The organism is Burkholderia sp. Ac-20345, assembly GCF_017104825.1.
GTDB lineage: Bacteria > Pseudomonadota > Gammaproteobacteria > Burkholderiales > Burkholderiaceae > Burkholderia > Burkholderia lata_B.
The window spans coordinates 1-15,676 of sequence record NZ_JAAGPO010000225.1 but is presented as its reverse complement, the minus strand read 5'-3'; the positions used below and the strand labels follow the sequence as shown (position 1 = coordinate 15,676).

The following is a 15,676-nucleotide window of genomic DNA, read 5'->3' as shown; positions in this document are numbered from 1 at the left end:
CATCGAGGCCCATCAGGCGCTGCCCCCACCCGAGCGGAGCACGCGGCGGAACGTTCGGGTTCGGCTGGGACAATGGCGTGAGCCGCACCACGTTCGCCTGATCGCTCGACAGCAGCGGCGCCGACAGCGTATCGATGGCGCGCTCGGCGACCGTGCTGATCGCCGCGGTGATCGGCGGCACCGGCGCGTTCTTCGGGCCGGCGGCCGGTGCGGCCGTGCTCACGGTACTGAGCATCGTCGTCGCGGGCGTGTCGCGCGCGTGGGCGCTGTATCTCGGCGTGCTGTTCGTCGTGATCATCGTGGCCGCGCCGCGCGGCATCGCCGGGATCGTGCAAGCGCTCGCGCATGCGTTGCGGCGCGGCGCGCCGGCGGCCGAGCGGTGGCGGATGGTGTGCGCGGCCGGTGCGTGCATGTTCTGGTGCATCGCGATCGTCTGCGCAGCCGAGCTTGGCTATGCGTGGCGCTTCGCGCAGGACGACGGCCCGGACTTCGCATTCGGCGCCTGGAGCATCGACGCGGATACGCCGATCGGCTGGGCCGTCGCGTGCTCGGCAGCCGGCATCGGCGCGCTGCTGTGGGGCTGGCGCGCGCGGCTCATGCCGGGCGGGCAGGACGGCAAGCGGGAGGACGGACGATGAACGGCAACGCGATCGCGCTTCATGGCGTCGTGCAGCGCTTCGGCGCGCAGACGGTGCTCGACGGCGTCGAGCTGAGCATCGCGGCCGGCGAACGTCATGCGCTGATCGGGCCGAACGGCGCCGGCAAGTCGACGCTGTTCGGTGTGATCGCCGGTGCGGTGCGGCCGACGCGCGGGCGCGTCGTGCTGCATGGCGTCGAGCTGCGCGGGCGCGGGCCGGTGGTCGCGAGCCGGCTCGGCATCGGCCGCAGTTTCCAGCAGACGAGCGCATTCGCGCGGCTGACCGTGTTCGACAACCTGCGTTGCGCGGCGCTGCATGCGCCGGCCGAACGGCGGCGCTGGTGGAACCGGCTGCGCGATTCGGCGCCGGTCGATCTCGCGGCCGAGCGCGTGCTGCACGACATCGGCCTCGATGCGCATCGCGACACGCCGGCCGCTGCGCTGAGCTATGCGGAACAGCGCGCGCTCGATCTCGGCATCGCGCTCGCGAGCGGCGCACGCACGCTGCTGCTCGACGAGCCGACGGCCGGCATGAGCCGGGCGCAGGCGGCGCGGATGATCGCGCTGATTCGTGCGACGACGCAGGGGCGCACGGTACTGCTGATCGAACACGACATGGATGCGGTGTTCGGCTTCGCCGAACGCATCACGGTGCTCGTGCGCGGCACGGTGGTCGCGACCGGTGCGCCCGATGCGATCCGCACCGATCCGGCCGTGCGTGCGGCCTATCTGGGGGAGGGCAGCCGGTGAGCGCGTTGCTCGACATCCGCGACCTGCGCGCATGGTACGGGCTGCAACCCGTGCTCGACGGCGTCGATCTCGCGCTGGCTCCAGGCGAGACGCTCGCGCTGCTCGGCCGCAACGGCTCGGGGCGCTCGACGCTCGCGAAGGCCGTGATGGGGCTCGTGCGCACGGCCGGCTCGGTGCGCATCGCCGGCGCCGAATGCGTGGGGGCACGCACGTTCGAGATCGCGCGGCGCGGCGTCGCTTACGTCGCCGAAAGCCGCGACGTGTTCCCGCTGCTGACGGTACGCGACAACCTGCGGCTCGGGCTGCGCGGCGCTGGCGGTGCGGCCGAACGCGCGGCGCTCGACCGGCTGTTCGACCGTTTTCCGTTGCTGGCCGCGCGCGCGGACGTGAAGGCGGGGCGGCTGTCAGGCGGCGAGCAGCAGGTGCTCGCGCTGGTGCGTGCGCTGGCCGCCGGCCCGCGCGTGCTGATCGTCGACGAACCGGCGGAAGGGCTCGCGCCGCTCGCGGTCGACGAAGTCGGTGCGTGCCTCGCCGCGCTGCAGGCCGACGGTGTCGCGATCGTGCTGATCGAGCAGCGGCTGCAGTTCGCACCGCGGCTCGCGCGGCGCGTCGCGGTCATGGGGCGCGGACGGATCGTCTACGACGGCGCGCTCGACGGCCTGGGCGGCGAGGTCGCGAACGCATGGCTGAGCGCCGGCTGACGGCGCGCGAGCGATTGTTCGGAAAACTCCGCCAGTCAATTCGTGTCGAGCCGCTTTATCGCCGCCGCACCGCACAGTAAATTGCCAGCCATACCGGTTGCACATCGACGTAACAACGCGGCAGCCGGCACCATCCATCGAGAGTCTTCTGACTGAGGAATGAGATCATGAGCAAGCTGGCAAACAAGGTAGCGATCGTCACGGGCGGATCGAAGGGCATCGGCGCGGCGATCGCGAAGGCACTGGCCGCGGAAGGCGCGTCGGTCGTCGTCAACTACGCGAGCAGCAAGGCGGGCGCCGATGCGGTCGTCAGCGCGATCGTCGAAGCCGGCGGCCGCGCGGTCGCGGTGGGCGGCGACGTGTCGAAGGCAGCCGACGCGCAGCGCATCGTCGATACGGCGATCGAGTCGTACGGCCGTCTCGACGTGCTCGTCAACAATTCCGGCGTGTACGAATTCGGGGCCATCGAAGCGATCACGGAAGAGCACTACCGCCGGCAGTTCGACACGAACGTGTTCGGCGTGCTGCTGACCACGCAAGCCGCGGTCAAGCATCTCGGCGAAGGCGCGAGCATCATCAACATCAGCTCGGTGGTGACCAGCATCACGCCGCCCGCGAGCGCCGTGTACAGCGGCACCAAGGGTGCGGTCGACGCGATCACCGGCGTGCTCGCGCTCGAACTCGGCCCGCGCAAGATTCGCGTGAACGCGATCAACCCGGGGATGATCGTGACCGAGGGCACGCACAGCGCGGGCATCATCGGTTCCGATCTCGACAAGCAGGTGCGCAGCGAGACGCCGCTCGGCCGCCTCGGCGAGCCGGACGATATCGCGTCGGTTGCGGTGTTCCTCGCATCGGACGATGCGCGCTGGATGACCGGCGAGCATCTCGTCGTGAGTGGCGGGTTGAACTGACCGGATCACGCCGCACCGGCAAGCGGTTGCGAAATCCGGCGGACGCTGCGTCGAGTTTGCTTCGGCAGATCACGCAGCGTGCCGCAGAATGCCGTGCGACCCACGACATTCGATGTGCGAATGCGGCATGAATGCGATTCCCGTAGAGGCCGCCCTCTGATCCCGCGTCGCACCGCGGCATACAACCGTCATGCGGCGCGCGCGGCGATGGTGCATGCGGCGTGCCTCGCGTCACTGAAGTAATCCCCCCGAATTCTCCTCGACCGCCCGCCGCGCAAGCCTGACGGGCGTTTCCCGCACCGCGCCACCGTTTCGGCGGGTGCCGGTTCAATGCGTCACACGCACGCCCCCCATTCAAGTTGCGAATGTGTGCATCGCAACAATCCATTTCATCCGCGGCGCTCGGAGCGGTATGGTGAACGCACGTTCGAAATTCATCGACCGATGCCCATCCATCACGCGAAGGCGCCATGAAAACGACTCACGATCGCTCCGGACACGCATCACGTCCAGCCGCCGGCGGCCCGCCCGAAGACGGCGACGACCGACGCAATGCAGGTTTGCGCCTGCCGGCGAAGCTGGTGGGGCCGATCGTGCTCGGCACGCTGCTCAACGCGCTGAACTCGTCGATGATCGCTGTCGCGCTCGTCAGCATCCAGCAGGCATTCACGCCGCACGGCGCCGTGCAGGAACGCATCGATACGCTGTGGCTCGTGTCGGGTCTCTATCTCGCGACGGCCGCCGGCCAGCCGACGATGGGGCGGCTCGCCGATCGCTTCGGTGCGAAGCGGATCTTCTGTATCGGCCTCGCGATCGTGCTGGTCGCGTCGTCGCTCGCGCCGTTTGCGCCGACGCTCGGCTGGCTGATCGCATCGCGCGTCGCGCTCGGCATCGGCACGTCCGCCGCCTATCCGGCCGGCATGGCGATGATTCGTGCATGGTCGCAGCAGCACGCGAACGGCGCGACGCCGACGGGCGGCCTCGGCGCGATTTCGATCGCGGCACAGGTGGCCGTCGCGTTCGGCCCGCCGCTCGGCGGCGCGCTCGTGCAGTTCGCCGGCTGGCGCGCGATCTTCTGGATCAACGTGCCGATCGTGCTGGCTGCCTTCCTGTTCGCGTGGCTGTGGATCCCGGCCGACCCCGTCCATCGCGGCGCGCAGGCACGCGACACGCTGACGGAACTGGATCTGCCGGGCGTCGTGTTGTTCGTGCTGACGCTTGCGAGCCTGTTGCTGTTCCTGCAATCGGTGTCGCACGAACCCGATTGGCTGCTGCTGGCCGCGACGCTCGTGCTGGTGCCGCTGCTGATCCACCGCGAGCGCCAGGCCGCGGCGCCGCTGATCGACATTCGCATGCTGGCCGAAAACCGTCCGCTGCTCGGCACGTATCTGCGCTGCGTCGGCACCTACGCGGTGTTCTACGCGATCTTTTACGCGCTGCCGATGTGGCTGCAGGAGGCGAGGGGATTGTCGGCCGCCGATGCCGGCCTCGTGATGCTGCCGGTCGCCGGCATCGGCACGGTCACGACCATGCTCGCGACCCGCATCGTGCACCGTCACGGCGCGCGCCCGGTGCTGGTCATCGGTTCCGCGCTGCTCTGCATCGGCAGCGTCGTAATGAGCCTGATGACGAGCAGCCTGCCGATCGCGGCGATCGTACTGCTGTCCGTCGTGTTCGGTATTCCTAATGGTTTCAACAATCTCGGCAATCAGGCCACGCTCTACCAGAGCACGCCGCACGGCCGGATCGGCACGGCCTCGGGGCTGTACCGCACCGCGCAGTACGTCGGCGGCAGCCTGTCGTTCGCGCTCGTCGGTCTCGCGCTGGGCCATCCGGCGAGCGATCACGGCCTGCGCGAGCTTGCCGTCGTCCTGGCGGTGATCAGCGTGCTGCTGTTGCTCAATGCCGTATCGAGCCGGCACCTCGACACCGCCGCTTCTTCCGTTCCACAACAAAAGTGAGGGTTTTACATGTCCATTCCGACGCTCAATCGCACCGCCGCGCTCGTCGCCATCGATCTGCAGAACGGCATCGTCTCGCTGCCGGTCACGCCCTATACCGGCGCACAGGTGGTCGCGAAGACGGTCGAGCTGGCGGCGGCGTTCCGCGCGCTGGGGCTGCCCGTTATCTACGTGCACACGAGCTACCAGCCGGACGGCGGCGTCGCACTGAAGGTGAAGACGGACGTGCCGTCGTCGCCGCCGAATCTCGATCCCGAATGGAGCGCGTTCGCGCCGGCGCTCGGCGTGCAGCCGTCCGACATCGTCGTGACGAAGCATCAGTGGGGCGCGTTCACCGGCACCGACCTGGACGTGCAGCTGCGCCGTCGCGGCATTACCGACATCGTGCTGACGGGCATCGCGACCAACATCGGCGTCGAGTCGACGGCGCGTCAGGCATACGAAAACAACTACAACGTCGTCATCGTGAGCGACGCGGTCAGTACCTCGTCCGCCGATGCGCAGACGTTCGCGCTGACCCAGATCTTCCCGAAGCTCGGGCAGGTCGCCGCGGCGGCAGACGTGGAGGCGGCACTGGAGCAGGCCCAGTCGCGCTGAAGCCGGCGAATCGTTCGGCGCGCTTTTGCAAATATCAATCGCTTACCGAGGAATGACGATGATCAAGACCGATGCATGGGTTCTCTACGCGGGACCGGAACCGACCCGGCAGCAGCCGCCCGTCGCGGGCGAGCTGCGCCGCGAAACCTTCGAATTCTCCAGTCTTGAAGCCGACGAGGTGCTCGTCGAGCCGCTGTACGGATCGTGGGAAGCGAACCTCGACCATGCGCTGTCGCGCAATCCGGTCGATATCTGCCGCCAGCGCCGCGAGGACAAGATCGTGCTCGGCAACGGCGCGCTGGTGCGCGTCGTGGAGCGCGGCAGCGCGGTCAGGGCGCTGACGGACGGCGAGATCTGCATGGTGATGCCGTTCGGCAAGCGCGACGAATACGGGTTCGCCGAGCTCGTCTATGCGTACGACGCGCCGGGCACGATCGGCGTGATGGCGCAGCGTACCAAGATGCGTGCCGACAACCTGGTGCCGGTGCCGACCGACAGCCGCCACTCGCTGCTGCAATGGGCGACCTACGGCCGCTACTTCACCGCATGGGACAACTGGAAGGTCGCGTCGACATGCTGGCGTTCGCAATTGCCGGACGTCGATCCGGCCGACAACCTGGTGTTCGGCTGGGGCGGCGGCACGACGCTGGCCGAGCTGCAGCTTGCGAAGCGCGAAGGCTTTCGCGTCGCGATGACGGCGAGCAACGATCGCCGGCTCGAGGAGCTCGCGAAGCTCGGCATCACGCCGGTCGACCGCCGCAAGTTTCCGGATCTCGCGTATGACGAAACGCGCTACCGGGCCGATCCGGAATATCAGGCACGCTACCGCGAGTCGGAGCGCGTATTCGCCGAGACGATCGCCGAGCTGAGCGGCGGCCGCGGCGTCGCGATCTTCCTCGACAACCTCGGCGGTGCGCTGTATCGCGCGACGATGCGCGTGACGGGCCGCACCGGTATCGTCGCGACGGTCGGCTGGAAAACCGGGATGCGCCTGTGGAACCTGCGCGCGACGGAATGCATCAACCGCCGCCTGCACATCCACACTCACGCGTGGCGCTACGACGACAGCATCACGATCCGCGACTTCCAGGAGTCGACCGGCTGGATCGGCCAGGAACCGACCGAAATCTTCGATTTCGACGACGTGCCGAAGCTGGCGTCCGATTACCTGAACGGGAAGATCGAGACGTATTTCCCGATCTATCGGATCAACGCGGTCTAAGCCGCAGGGCGCGCGCCGTGCATGCATCGTCGCACGATGTTTAGTCATGCAGACGATGGTGACGCGCGGCGCGCCGTGCAATCTATCTCGGAGGAGAACGCCATGGCCTCAGTGGAAACCGGGGAGGTCGACGCCGGCACGGTGTCGGACAGCTCCAGCCGCGCGCCGCTCGGCGGCATTCGCGTGATCGACGCCGCGACGCTGTTTGCCGGCCCGCTCGCGGCGACGATGCTCGCCGACTACGGCGCCGACGTGATCAAGGTGGAACATCCGACGGGCGATCCGGCGCGCAAGTACGGCGCACGCCGCGATGACGTGCCGTTGTGGTGGAAGGTGGTCGCGCGCAACAAGCGGGCGGTCACGCTGAATCTCGGCACGGCCGACGGCCAGCGGATCTTCCGCGAGCTGGCGGCGCAGGCCGACGTGGTGGTCGAGAATTTCCGGCCCGGCACGCTGGAGCGCTGGGGGCTCGGCTACGACGTGCTGTCCGCGATCAATCCGCGGCTCGTGCTCGTCCGGGTGACGGGTTTCGGCCAGTTCGGCCCGTATGCGCGGCGCCCCGGTTTCGGCACGCTCGCGGAGGCGATGAGCGGGCTGGCGGCGGCCACCGGCGAGGCGGATGGACCGCCGCTGCTACCGTCGTTTCCGTTGGCGGACACGGTGGCGGGGCTGACCGCCGCGTTCGCGATCATGACGGCGCTGAAGGCGCGCGATCGCACCGGACGTGGGCAGGTGGTCGATCTCGCGATCATCGAGACGATGCTCGCGGCGATGGGCGCGCAGATCGCGAGCTACGACCAGACGGGGCGTGTGCCGGAGCGCACCGGCAACCGCTCGCCGAACAATTCGCCGCGCGGCGTGTATCGCACGTCGGACGGCAAGTGGGTCGCGCTGTCGACGTCGGCGCACAGCATCGCCGAGCGCGTGATGCGGCTCGTCGGCCGCGCGGACCTGATCGACCAGCCGTGGTTCGCGAACGGCGTCGAGCGCGCGAAGCACGCGGACGAACTGGACGCGGCGGTCGGCGGCTGGATCGGGCAGCGCACGCGCGCCGAGGTGCTCGATGAGTTCGAGCGCGCGGAGGCGGCTGTCGCGCCGATCTACGACGTGGCCGACGTGCTGGACGATCCGCAGTATGCGGCGCTCGGTTCGGTGGTATCGGTGCCCGACGCCGAACTGGGCGCGTTCCGCACGCACAACGTGCCGTTCCGGCTGTCCGACACCCCCGGTGCGATCCGATGGGGCGGGCCGTCGCGCGGCGCGCACAACGATGAAGTATTCGGCGCATTGGGACTGGAACCGCAGGACCTTGCCGACTTGACCGAACGAGGTGTGATTTGAAACAGAGCGCAACCTGCCGCAGTTATCTGTACGTGCCTGCGCACAAGACTCAGGTGGTCGAGAAGGCCTACGCGAGCGAGGCCGATGCGATCGTGCTGGATCTCGAGGACGCCGTGCCGGCGAGCCACAAGGTCGACGCCCGCAAGGCCGCCGCCGCGATCCTCGCGGGCGGCCCGCCGAAGCCGACCTACGTGCGCGTCAACCCGATCGGGAGTCCATGGTGCCGCGATGACGTCGAGGCGATCGCACTGCCCGCGCTGCAAGCGCTGCGCCTGCCGAAATGCGATTTCCCCGCGCATATCCAGGAAGTCGCGGGCTGGCTCGATGCGCTCGGCAGCGAAGCGGGGATCCAGATCCTGATCGAATCGGCGTATGGCGTGGAGACGGCTTACCAGCTCGCGACCGCGTCACCGCGGCTGGAACGGATCGGGCTCGGCGAAAGCGATCTGCGTGCCGACCTGCGGATCGGCGTCGACAACTTCACGCTCGAAGTGTGTCGCGCGCGCTGCGTGGTGGTGTCGCGCGCGGCGGGGCTGAATGGACCGATTCAGACGGTGTATCACACGCTGAACGATCTCGACGGTCTGAAGGAGTCGACGTTGCGCGCGAAATCGATGGGGTTCGTCGGCCGTTTCGCGATTCATCCTTCGCAGGTTCCGGTCATCAACGCGGTGTTCACGCCGTCGGACGAGGAAATCCGCGCCGCCGAGCGCGTGCTGGAGGCAGTCGATGCGTCGGACGGCGAATCGTCGGTGTTCGTGCTGCCCGACGGTCGCGTGGTGGCGCCGCCGCTGATCGCGAATGCGCGCGTGACGCTCGCGCTTGCGACCCATCTCCGGCGCGAAGGAGCACCGGCATGAGCACGCCCGACACGCTTACCGCACCGGCCACCGCCGCCCGGCCAGCGAGTCCGGACGGCATCATCGGCGCGCTCGGCCGCTTCGCGGCGGCGGTGCGCACGGATGGGCTCGACCGCACGCTGCGCGTCGAGTCTGCCGCCCGTGTGCTCGACCTGGTCGGCAACAGTCTGATCGCGCACGACGAACCCGTCGCGCAGTCCGTGCTGCAGGTCGCGCGGCGCTGGGCCGGCAACGGCCCGGCGAGCGTGATCGGCGCGCCCGACCGGCTGCCGGCCGCGAGCGCCGCGCTGGTCAACGGCACGCTCGCGCATGCGATGGATTTCGACGACTCGCACATGCTGTCGGTGCTGCATCCGAGCGCGTCGGTGATTCCGGCCGCGCTCGCCGCCGCACAGGCGAGCGGCGCGTCGGGCGCGGCGTTGCTCGATGCGATCACGGTCGGCACGGAGATCTGCATCCGGCTCGGCGTGGCCGCTTACAACCCGCAGATCGGCAATTCGGTGTTCTTCGAACGCGGCCAGCATGCGACGTCGATTTGCGGGACGGTCGGCGCGGCCGCGGCCGCGGCGATGCTGCTCGGGCTCGATGCCGCGCAAATCGCCGCCGCGCTTGGTGTCGCCGCGAGCATGGGCGCGGGCCTGCTCGAAGCGAATCGCACCGGCGGCTCGGTCAAGCGGATCCACTGCGGCTGGGCCGCGCATGCGGGCGTGAGTGCGGCGGAACTGGCGGGCGCGGGCGTGACCGCGCCGCCGACCGCGCTCGAAGGTCGCTTCGGCTTCTTCCGTGCGTGGTGCGGCGAGCTGGCCGATGCCGACGCGGTGCTGCGCGAACTCGGTGACGACTGGGAGACGAGCCGGATCATCTTCAAGCCGTATCCGTGCAACCACTTCACGCATCCGGGCATCGACGCGGCATTGCAGTTGAAGGCGCAGGACGTGACGGCCGACGACGTGGTGTCCGCGGAGCTGCGGGTCGCGACGTCGACGCTGCGCACGATCGGCGAGCCCGCCGCGCTGAAGGCCAGTCCGCCGGACGGCTATGCGGCGGCGTTCTCGGGGCCGTACACCGTCGCGGCCGCGCTGCTCGGCGGCGGCGGGCTCGGCGTCTGGTTCGACGATTTCGACGACAAGCTCGTGCGGGACCCCGCGCGCCGTGCGCTGGCCGCGAAGGTGCGCTGCGTCGCTGATCCGTGGTGCGACGAGCGGTTCCCGCATTTCCTGCCCGCCGTGCTGCGGGTGGAACTGCGCGACGGACAGGTGCGCGAAGCGCGAGTCGAGTCGAGCAAGGGCACCAATTCGCGGCCGCTGACCGAACAGGAACTCGTCGCGAAGTTCGTGCTCGCGGCAAGTTCGACGATCGGCTTGCCGCACGCGCTCGAACTGCGCGACGCGGTGCAGGCGCTCGCCGACGACGCGCCGCTCGATGCGCTGGCGGCGTTGACGTCCGGCGTGCATGCGAACTTGAACGGAGGAGATCCATCTTGAGCACACCACGCTGGAACAAGCGGCCGCCCGGCTCGAACTGGGGCGATTTCGGTCCGGACGACCAGAAAGGACGGTTGAACTGGCTGACCCCGGACACCGTGCGGCGGGGCGCCGCTGAGGTGCGCGAAGGCCTTTCGTTCTCGCTGAGCCTGCCGCTCGACGTGCCGCGCGGCGGCGGGCTGAACGCGCGCCGCCGGCCGCCGGCGATCATGCCGGCGCTGCTGGGCGGCAAGCCGTACTTCGGCTATCGCGCGGACGAGCAGGTTGCGAACGCAACCGACGTGGTCTGCGACGATTCCTTCTGCATGCATTCGCAGTTCTCGACGCAATGGGACGGTCTCGCGCATGTCGGCGGCGTATTCGATGCGGACGGCGACGGCGTGCCCGAAATCGTCTTCTACAACGGGTTCCGGATGGGCGAGCATCTGCGGGTGCCGCAGGAAGGCGACGCCATCGGCGGCGCGCGCGCGCTCGGCATCGAGGTGATGGCGCGGACCGGTGTGCAGGGGCGCGGCGTGCTGATCGATCTGCGGCATCACTTCGGCGACGCCCGCACGAAAGTCGGCTACGGGCAACTGATGCGCGTGATGGAGGAGGACGACGTGCGCGTCGAGCAGGGCGACATCGTCTGCATTCACACCGGTTTCGCCGATCTGCTGCTGAACGACGAGAGCGGGTCGCCCGCGACCGTCGCGAGCGCGTGCGTGCTCGACAGCAGCGACGCCCGCCTGCTGCAGTGGATCGACGAGTCGCGGCTTGCGGCGCTCGTGGCCGACAACCATGCGATCGAGGAGCGGCCGCAGCATGCGCAGCCGCTCGCGCAGCCGGGTGCGCTGATGCCGCTGCACGAGCTGTGCCTGTTCAAGCTCGGGATCCACCTCGGCGAGCTGTGGCATCTGACGCCGCTCGCGAACTGGCTGCGTGCGCATCGGCGAAACCGGTTCCTGCTGACCGCGCCCCCGTTGCATATTCGGGGCCTGGTCGGTGCGCCGGTGAATCCGGTCGCGACGGTCTGATGCGCGGGCGGGCAGCCGCCCGTGCGCGATTGCCGAAATGAACCGTTTTCACCCATCGATTCCTGATTTCGATTGACTCGTTTTTCAGAAAAATTCCCGGAAAACGAGTCATTTAAATCAAAATCAGAATCAATGGCGGCAGGTATATAAAAAATATTGAAACGTCAAGATTGGACTATTCTCGTTTATTGCACTAAATATCAGGGGATTTCCCCATTGCGATAATCGTGAGCCGGGGGGGCGATTAACCCGTTTAGTGGATGGTCACAATCATGAATCTACGTTCGATCGACCTGAACCTGCTGGTCATACTCGATGCGCTGCTGACCGAGAAACAGGTGACACGGGCCGGCCTGAAGGTCGGCCTGACGCAGCCGGCCGTCAGCAATGCGCTGTCGCGCCTGCGGTATCTGTTCAACGACGAGATCCTCGCGCGCGGCGCGATCGGGATGGAATTGACCCCGCGCGCCCAGGCGCTGATCTCGCCGGTGCGGCAAATCATGCAACAAATAGAAGAATTATTTGAATCGGATTATCAATTCCAGCCTTTTACATCGGAACGTCATTTCACGGTCCGAATGTCGGACCTGACCGAATTGCTGTTGCTGCCCGCCTTGCTGCGGCGCATGCGCGCGGCGGCGCCGAATATCAGCCTGGACGTCGTGCATCCGAGCGCGGCCAAGACGGCCGAGGCGCTCGAAGCGGGGCGGTTCGACATGGCGATCAGCGCGGGCCTCGAGCATTCCGGCGCGCTGTCATCGGAAACCGTATTTCACGACCGGATGGTCTGCGTGCTGAGCCGCAACCATCCCGACGCGGACAAGCCGCTGACGCTCGAACGGTTCCTCGCGCTCGACTTCCTCAACGTGTCGATCAATCCGGTCGACCACAGCCTGATCGACAACCTGCTCGCGAACATGCGCTGCAAGCGCCGCATCGTGCTCAACGTGCCGCACTGGCTCGTCGTGCCGAACATGCTCGATGCGCTGCCGTACGCGGTGATCATGTCGGAGCGGCACGCGCTGAGCCTCGGCGATCCGCGTCTCGTGATCCGCGAACTGCCGCTCGCGATGGAGCCCGTCACGTGGTCGCTGTACTGGCATCAGCGGTACGACGCGAGCAACGCGCACGGCTGGATGCGTCGCATGATCATCGCGGTTGCGGAGTCGCTCGCGGACGACGTCGCGGCGGATGCGTACAGCGTCGGCTGAGTGTGATGTCGCGTGGCGCCGACCGTGCAGGGGTCAGCCCACGACGAACAGCGGCGGCAGCGTCGCGACGTCGGGCTGTTCGTCGAGCCGCCACAGGTAATCGAGTGCGGCGCGCATTCGTGTCGCGCTCCAGTGCGGCCGGCAATTCTTCGTGAACTTCGCTTCGTAGTCGTCGCGCTGCATCGGTTGCGTCGGTGAACCCGGCAGATCGTCCACTTGCCTCGTATGAATCGCGCCGTCGTCGCAGACGGCAGTCACGCGATTCGGCGCATGCGCGGGATAGCGGGCCGTCAGCGCCGGATCTGCACTGACCGTGATCTTGCCGATCAGCGCGTGCAAGGCCGGGTCGCCCAGCGCGGCGCTCGCATAGCTTCGGGTCGTGATGTCGCCGTCGAGCATCGCCCGCGCAACGATGTAAGGCAGGCTGTGATCGGCAGTCTCGTGGGTCGACGGTGCCCATTTCTCCGGATCGCGGCCGGCCGTCACGTAGCCGACTTCGGTCGTGTGGATCTCGATGCGGTGGATGCGCCGCAGGTCGCCAACCTGTGCGGCGACCGCGAGCGCGGCCGGAATCGCCGTTTGCGTGAGTCCTTGCGCCGGATAGAACTTCACGAAGCATTTGCCGATCCGGAACGTGCCGCCGCGCCCGCCGAATTCGCCGGTATCGAGCGTGAACGGCCCGGACACCTGCTCGAAGAACCCGGCCGTCCCTTCGAAGATCGGCGCGGGGCCGGTGAGGCCGGCGCGGGCGAGTTCGGTCGAAAACACTGCATTGCGCGCCGCGTCCGCGTCGGCGAGCGCCTTCCAGTTGGACAACTGCTGCACCCGTGTCTGGTTCAGCGCGAGATGGCTGTTGAGCGACAGGTTCACCGCCTGCACGAGTTGCGGCGCCGGCAGGCGCATCAGCTTGCCTGCGGCGAGCGCGACGGCGGGCAGGCTGTAGCAGGTGTGGTCCCAGCCGCGCGGGCTGATTGCGGCGGCGTCCATCAGTCGGCATGCGATTTCGTACGCGATCGCAATCGACAGGATCAGGTCGCGGCCGGAGGCGTGCTGCGCTTCGGCCACCGCGAGGCACGCGGCGACGTTGTCGCTCGGATGGCCGGTCTCCTTGCCGGCATACGCGTCGTTGAAATCGAAGTAGCGCAGCGCCGTGCCGGTCGCGAATGCGGCGAGAGCGGGGCTCGTGCGCCGGTTCGTCCCGATCACGGTCGCGATGCCGCCGGGCGATGCGAGCGCCGCGTTGCGCGCGATGAGTACGGGCGGCTCGTCGTGCGCGGCGATCGCGCAGCCGAGTGCGTCGATCAGATGCGCCTTGATCGTCTCGACGGTCGCGGCGTCGAGGTCGCGATACTGCAGCCCGGCTGCGTAGTCGGCGAGTTGCCGCGCGAGTTCGGGCCGGTCGGTGTCGCGCATATCGGCACGGACGGCGACGCGTGCGGCGGGCGGCGCGTCGGCGCGGGCGCGAATGACGGGCAGCGTCAATGCGGCGCCGGTTAGGGCGGAAAGGAAATGGCGGCGGTTCATGGCTATGGACTCCGAAGGTTTCAGGTGCGGGGAGAAGAGGGGCGATGTCAGAACGCCTTGCGCAGGCCGAGCGCGACGCCCGTGCTGCCCGAGCGGCCGGCGGCGAGCGAGTAGTGCAGAAAGTTGTAGTTGTAGTTATCGAAGTCGAGCGCGGCGCGATGCGCGTAGCCGCCCGCCAGGTACAGCGTTACCGTCTTCGACACGAAGTAGTTCAACTGCAGCGTGACCTGCTGCGGACTGACGGGGCGCGACGCCGGCGTGTGTGCATTGGCAGGATTCTGCGCACGGATGTTTTCGTAATAGACCGCGCCGATCACCTGCAGGAAATCGGTGATGCCGTAGCGGACGCCGGCCCACCAGAACGTGAAGTTCGTCACGACCGACGGCGCGGCGATGTCGCTGCGCGCGTGCTCGACGCCGGCCAGCAGTTGCGCGCGGCCGAGCGGCACGAGTGCGGAAGCGACGTAGCGGCGGAAATGCGCGAAGCCGCCGGGCTGCGGCGTGTGGACGTCGTCGAACGCCGCGGCGAACGAGAACGCACCGCCTGCATAGTCGAAGCCCGCGCCGTACGCGGCGTTTGACTGGAACGCGCCCGCCGTGCCGCCGAACGCGTAATGCGTTTCGAGCGTCAGGGCGCCGAGCTTCGCCAGATATTTGACGACGTTGTTCTCGCGATAGTTGATGCCGACGATCGCGCCGTCCGGCTCGTACAGCGTCGAATAGGCGCCCGTCGGCGAATAGCGCTCCATGATGTCGAACAGCGTCGTGTACTGGCGGCCGAGCCGCAGTGCGCCCCAGCGGTCGTGCTGCAGTGCGACCCAAGCGGAGCGGTCGAAGCCGCCCGAGCCGGCACCGGTGCCGTTGGTCAGGTTGATGCTGCTTTCGACGCGAAACGCCGCCTGCCAGCCGCCGCCGAGATCCTCGACGCCTTTCAGGCCCCAGCGCGAACCGCTCTTGCCGCCCGACGCCATCCGCACGAGCGACGCCGACGATTTGCCGTCAGGCGCGACCTGGCCGGTGAGAAATTCGGTGTAGACGTCGGCGACGCCATACAGCGTGAGGCTGGTCTGCGCGCAGGCGCCGGCCGATACGAGGCCCAGTCCGCACAATGCGGACATTCGCTTGCCCATGGGGCTGTCTCCTTGTTTGGGGTTGTTGTTCTCTATGCGCGCCGCTCGGTTCGAGGGGCGCGACGCTGCATCGCTATCCGGGGCGGACCGCGAACGGGGCGTGCCGTGCCGGACCGCTCGCGCGCGTCGTGCGACGCACGCGGGCGATGCCCGGCTGCGGGATCACGCGATGGGGCGTGGGCATCGCAGGCTCGCGCGGGTCAGCGCGCGCTATGGCATCGACGTGCTTCCGGACAAGCTCCTGTACGCGAGCGTCACGATGTGTCCGACACTTGGCGGAAAGGCGCTGGATTTCAACCCGTCCGGCGTCGCCAGCCGGAAGGGCGTG

The 15,676-nt window shown here is 68.2% G+C and carries 15 protein-coding genes and 1 pseudogene; 13 read left to right on the top strand and 3 right to left on the bottom strand.

Annotated features, from left to right (window positions below; genetic code table 11):
* A partial coding sequence (locus G3O06_RS41180) for a hypothetical protein (RefSeq protein ID WP_205819523.1) occupies positions 1–235 on the bottom strand: 235 nt, incomplete at its 3' end.
* On the opposite strand from G3O06_RS41180, the pseudogene G3O06_RS41175 reads away from it, so the two are divergent.
* The 12 genes and pseudogenes from G3O06_RS41175 to G3O06_RS41120 all read left to right on the top strand — a co-directional run.
* Positions 123–638: pseudogene (locus G3O06_RS41175) on the top strand (branched-chain amino acid ABC transporter permease); the annotation flags it as partial. The gene G3O06_RS41180 and the pseudogene G3O06_RS41175 overlap by 113 nt on opposite strands.
* Positions 635–1,387, top strand: a complete 753-nt coding sequence (locus G3O06_RS41170; RefSeq protein ID WP_205819522.1) for an ABC transporter ATP-binding protein — start codon at positions 635–637, stop codon at positions 1,385–1,387. The pseudogene G3O06_RS41175 and the gene G3O06_RS41170, both read left to right, overlap by 4 nt.
* Positions 1,384–2,088, top strand: a complete 705-nt coding sequence (locus G3O06_RS41165) for an ABC transporter ATP-binding protein (RefSeq protein WP_205819521.1) — start codon at positions 1,384–1,386, stop codon at positions 2,086–2,088. The genes G3O06_RS41170 and G3O06_RS41165 overlap by 4 nt, the downstream gene beginning before the upstream one ends.
* Before the next feature lie 167 nt (positions 2,089–2,255).
* On the top strand, positions 2,256–3,002 hold the full coding sequence (locus G3O06_RS41160; protein WP_174972542.1) for a glucose 1-dehydrogenase: 747 nt from the start codon (positions 2,256–2,258) through the stop codon (positions 3,000–3,002).
* Between the two features lie 470 nt (positions 3,003–3,472).
* Positions 3,473–4,963, top strand: coding sequence for an MFS transporter (locus tag G3O06_RS41155; protein WP_205819520.1), 1,491 nt, complete (start codon positions 3,473–3,475; stop codon positions 4,961–4,963).
* 9 nt (positions 4,964–4,972) lie between these two features.
* Positions 4,973–5,560, top strand: coding sequence for a hydrolase (locus tag G3O06_RS41150; protein WP_174972545.1), 588 nt, complete (start codon positions 4,973–4,975; stop codon positions 5,558–5,560).
* 58 nt (positions 5,561–5,618) lie between these two features.
* On the top strand, positions 5,619–6,782 hold the full coding sequence (locus G3O06_RS41145; protein ID WP_205819519.1) for a zinc-binding alcohol dehydrogenase family protein: 1,164 nt from the start codon (positions 5,619–5,621) through the stop codon (positions 6,780–6,782).
* A 102-nt stretch (positions 6,783–6,884) separates the two neighbouring features.
* Complete coding sequence (locus tag G3O06_RS41140; RefSeq protein ID WP_205819518.1) at positions 6,885–8,123, top strand: CoA transferase; 1,239 nt, start codon at positions 6,885–6,887, stop codon at positions 8,121–8,123.
* Positions 8,120–8,983 (top strand): CoA ester lyase, encoded by an 864-nt coding sequence (locus G3O06_RS41135; RefSeq protein ID WP_205819517.1) that lies wholly within the window; start codon positions 8,120–8,122, stop codon positions 8,981–8,983. The genes G3O06_RS41140 and G3O06_RS41135 overlap by 4 nt, the downstream gene beginning before the upstream one ends.
* The gene (locus G3O06_RS41130; protein ID WP_205819516.1) at positions 8,980–10,467 is read left to right on the top strand and encodes an MmgE/PrpD family protein; all 1,488 of its coding nucleotides are present in this window, start codon (positions 8,980–8,982) and stop codon (positions 10,465–10,467) included. The genes G3O06_RS41135 and G3O06_RS41130 overlap by 4 nt, the downstream gene beginning before the upstream one ends.
* Positions 10,464–11,483: a cyclase family protein gene (locus G3O06_RS41125; RefSeq protein ID WP_205819515.1), complete on the top strand. Its 1,020-nt coding sequence runs from the start codon at positions 10,464–10,466 to the stop codon at positions 11,481–11,483. Before G3O06_RS41130 ends, G3O06_RS41125 begins: the two co-directional genes overlap by 4 nt.
* A 272-nt stretch (positions 11,484–11,755) precedes the next feature.
* Positions 11,756–12,694 carry a LysR family transcriptional regulator gene (locus tag G3O06_RS41120; RefSeq protein WP_174972557.1) on the top strand — a complete coding sequence of 313 codons (939 nt, stop codon included), beginning with the start codon at positions 11,756–11,758 and terminating at the stop codon, positions 12,692–12,694.
* A gap of 33 nt (positions 12,695–12,727) precedes the next feature.
* Here the strand turns inward: G3O06_RS41120 and G3O06_RS41115 are convergent, their stop codons facing one another.
* Together G3O06_RS41115 and G3O06_RS41110 are read right to left on the bottom strand one after the other, a co-directional pair.
* Positions 12,728–14,218 (bottom strand): MmgE/PrpD family protein, encoded by a 1,491-nt coding sequence (locus G3O06_RS41115; protein WP_205819514.1) that lies wholly within the window; start codon positions 14,216–14,218, stop codon positions 12,728–12,730.
* A 47-nt stretch (positions 14,219–14,265) separates the two neighbouring features.
* Positions 14,266–15,348, bottom strand: a complete 1,083-nt coding sequence (locus G3O06_RS41110) for a porin (protein ID WP_205819513.1) — start codon at positions 15,346–15,348, stop codon at positions 14,266–14,268.
* Here G3O06_RS41110 and G3O06_RS41105 point away from each other — a divergent pair.
* A partial coding sequence (locus G3O06_RS41105; RefSeq protein ID WP_205819524.1) for a hypothetical protein occupies positions 15,347–15,676 on the top strand: 330 nt, incomplete at its 3' end. The two genes, G3O06_RS41110 and G3O06_RS41105, sit on opposite strands and share 2 nt — an antisense overlap.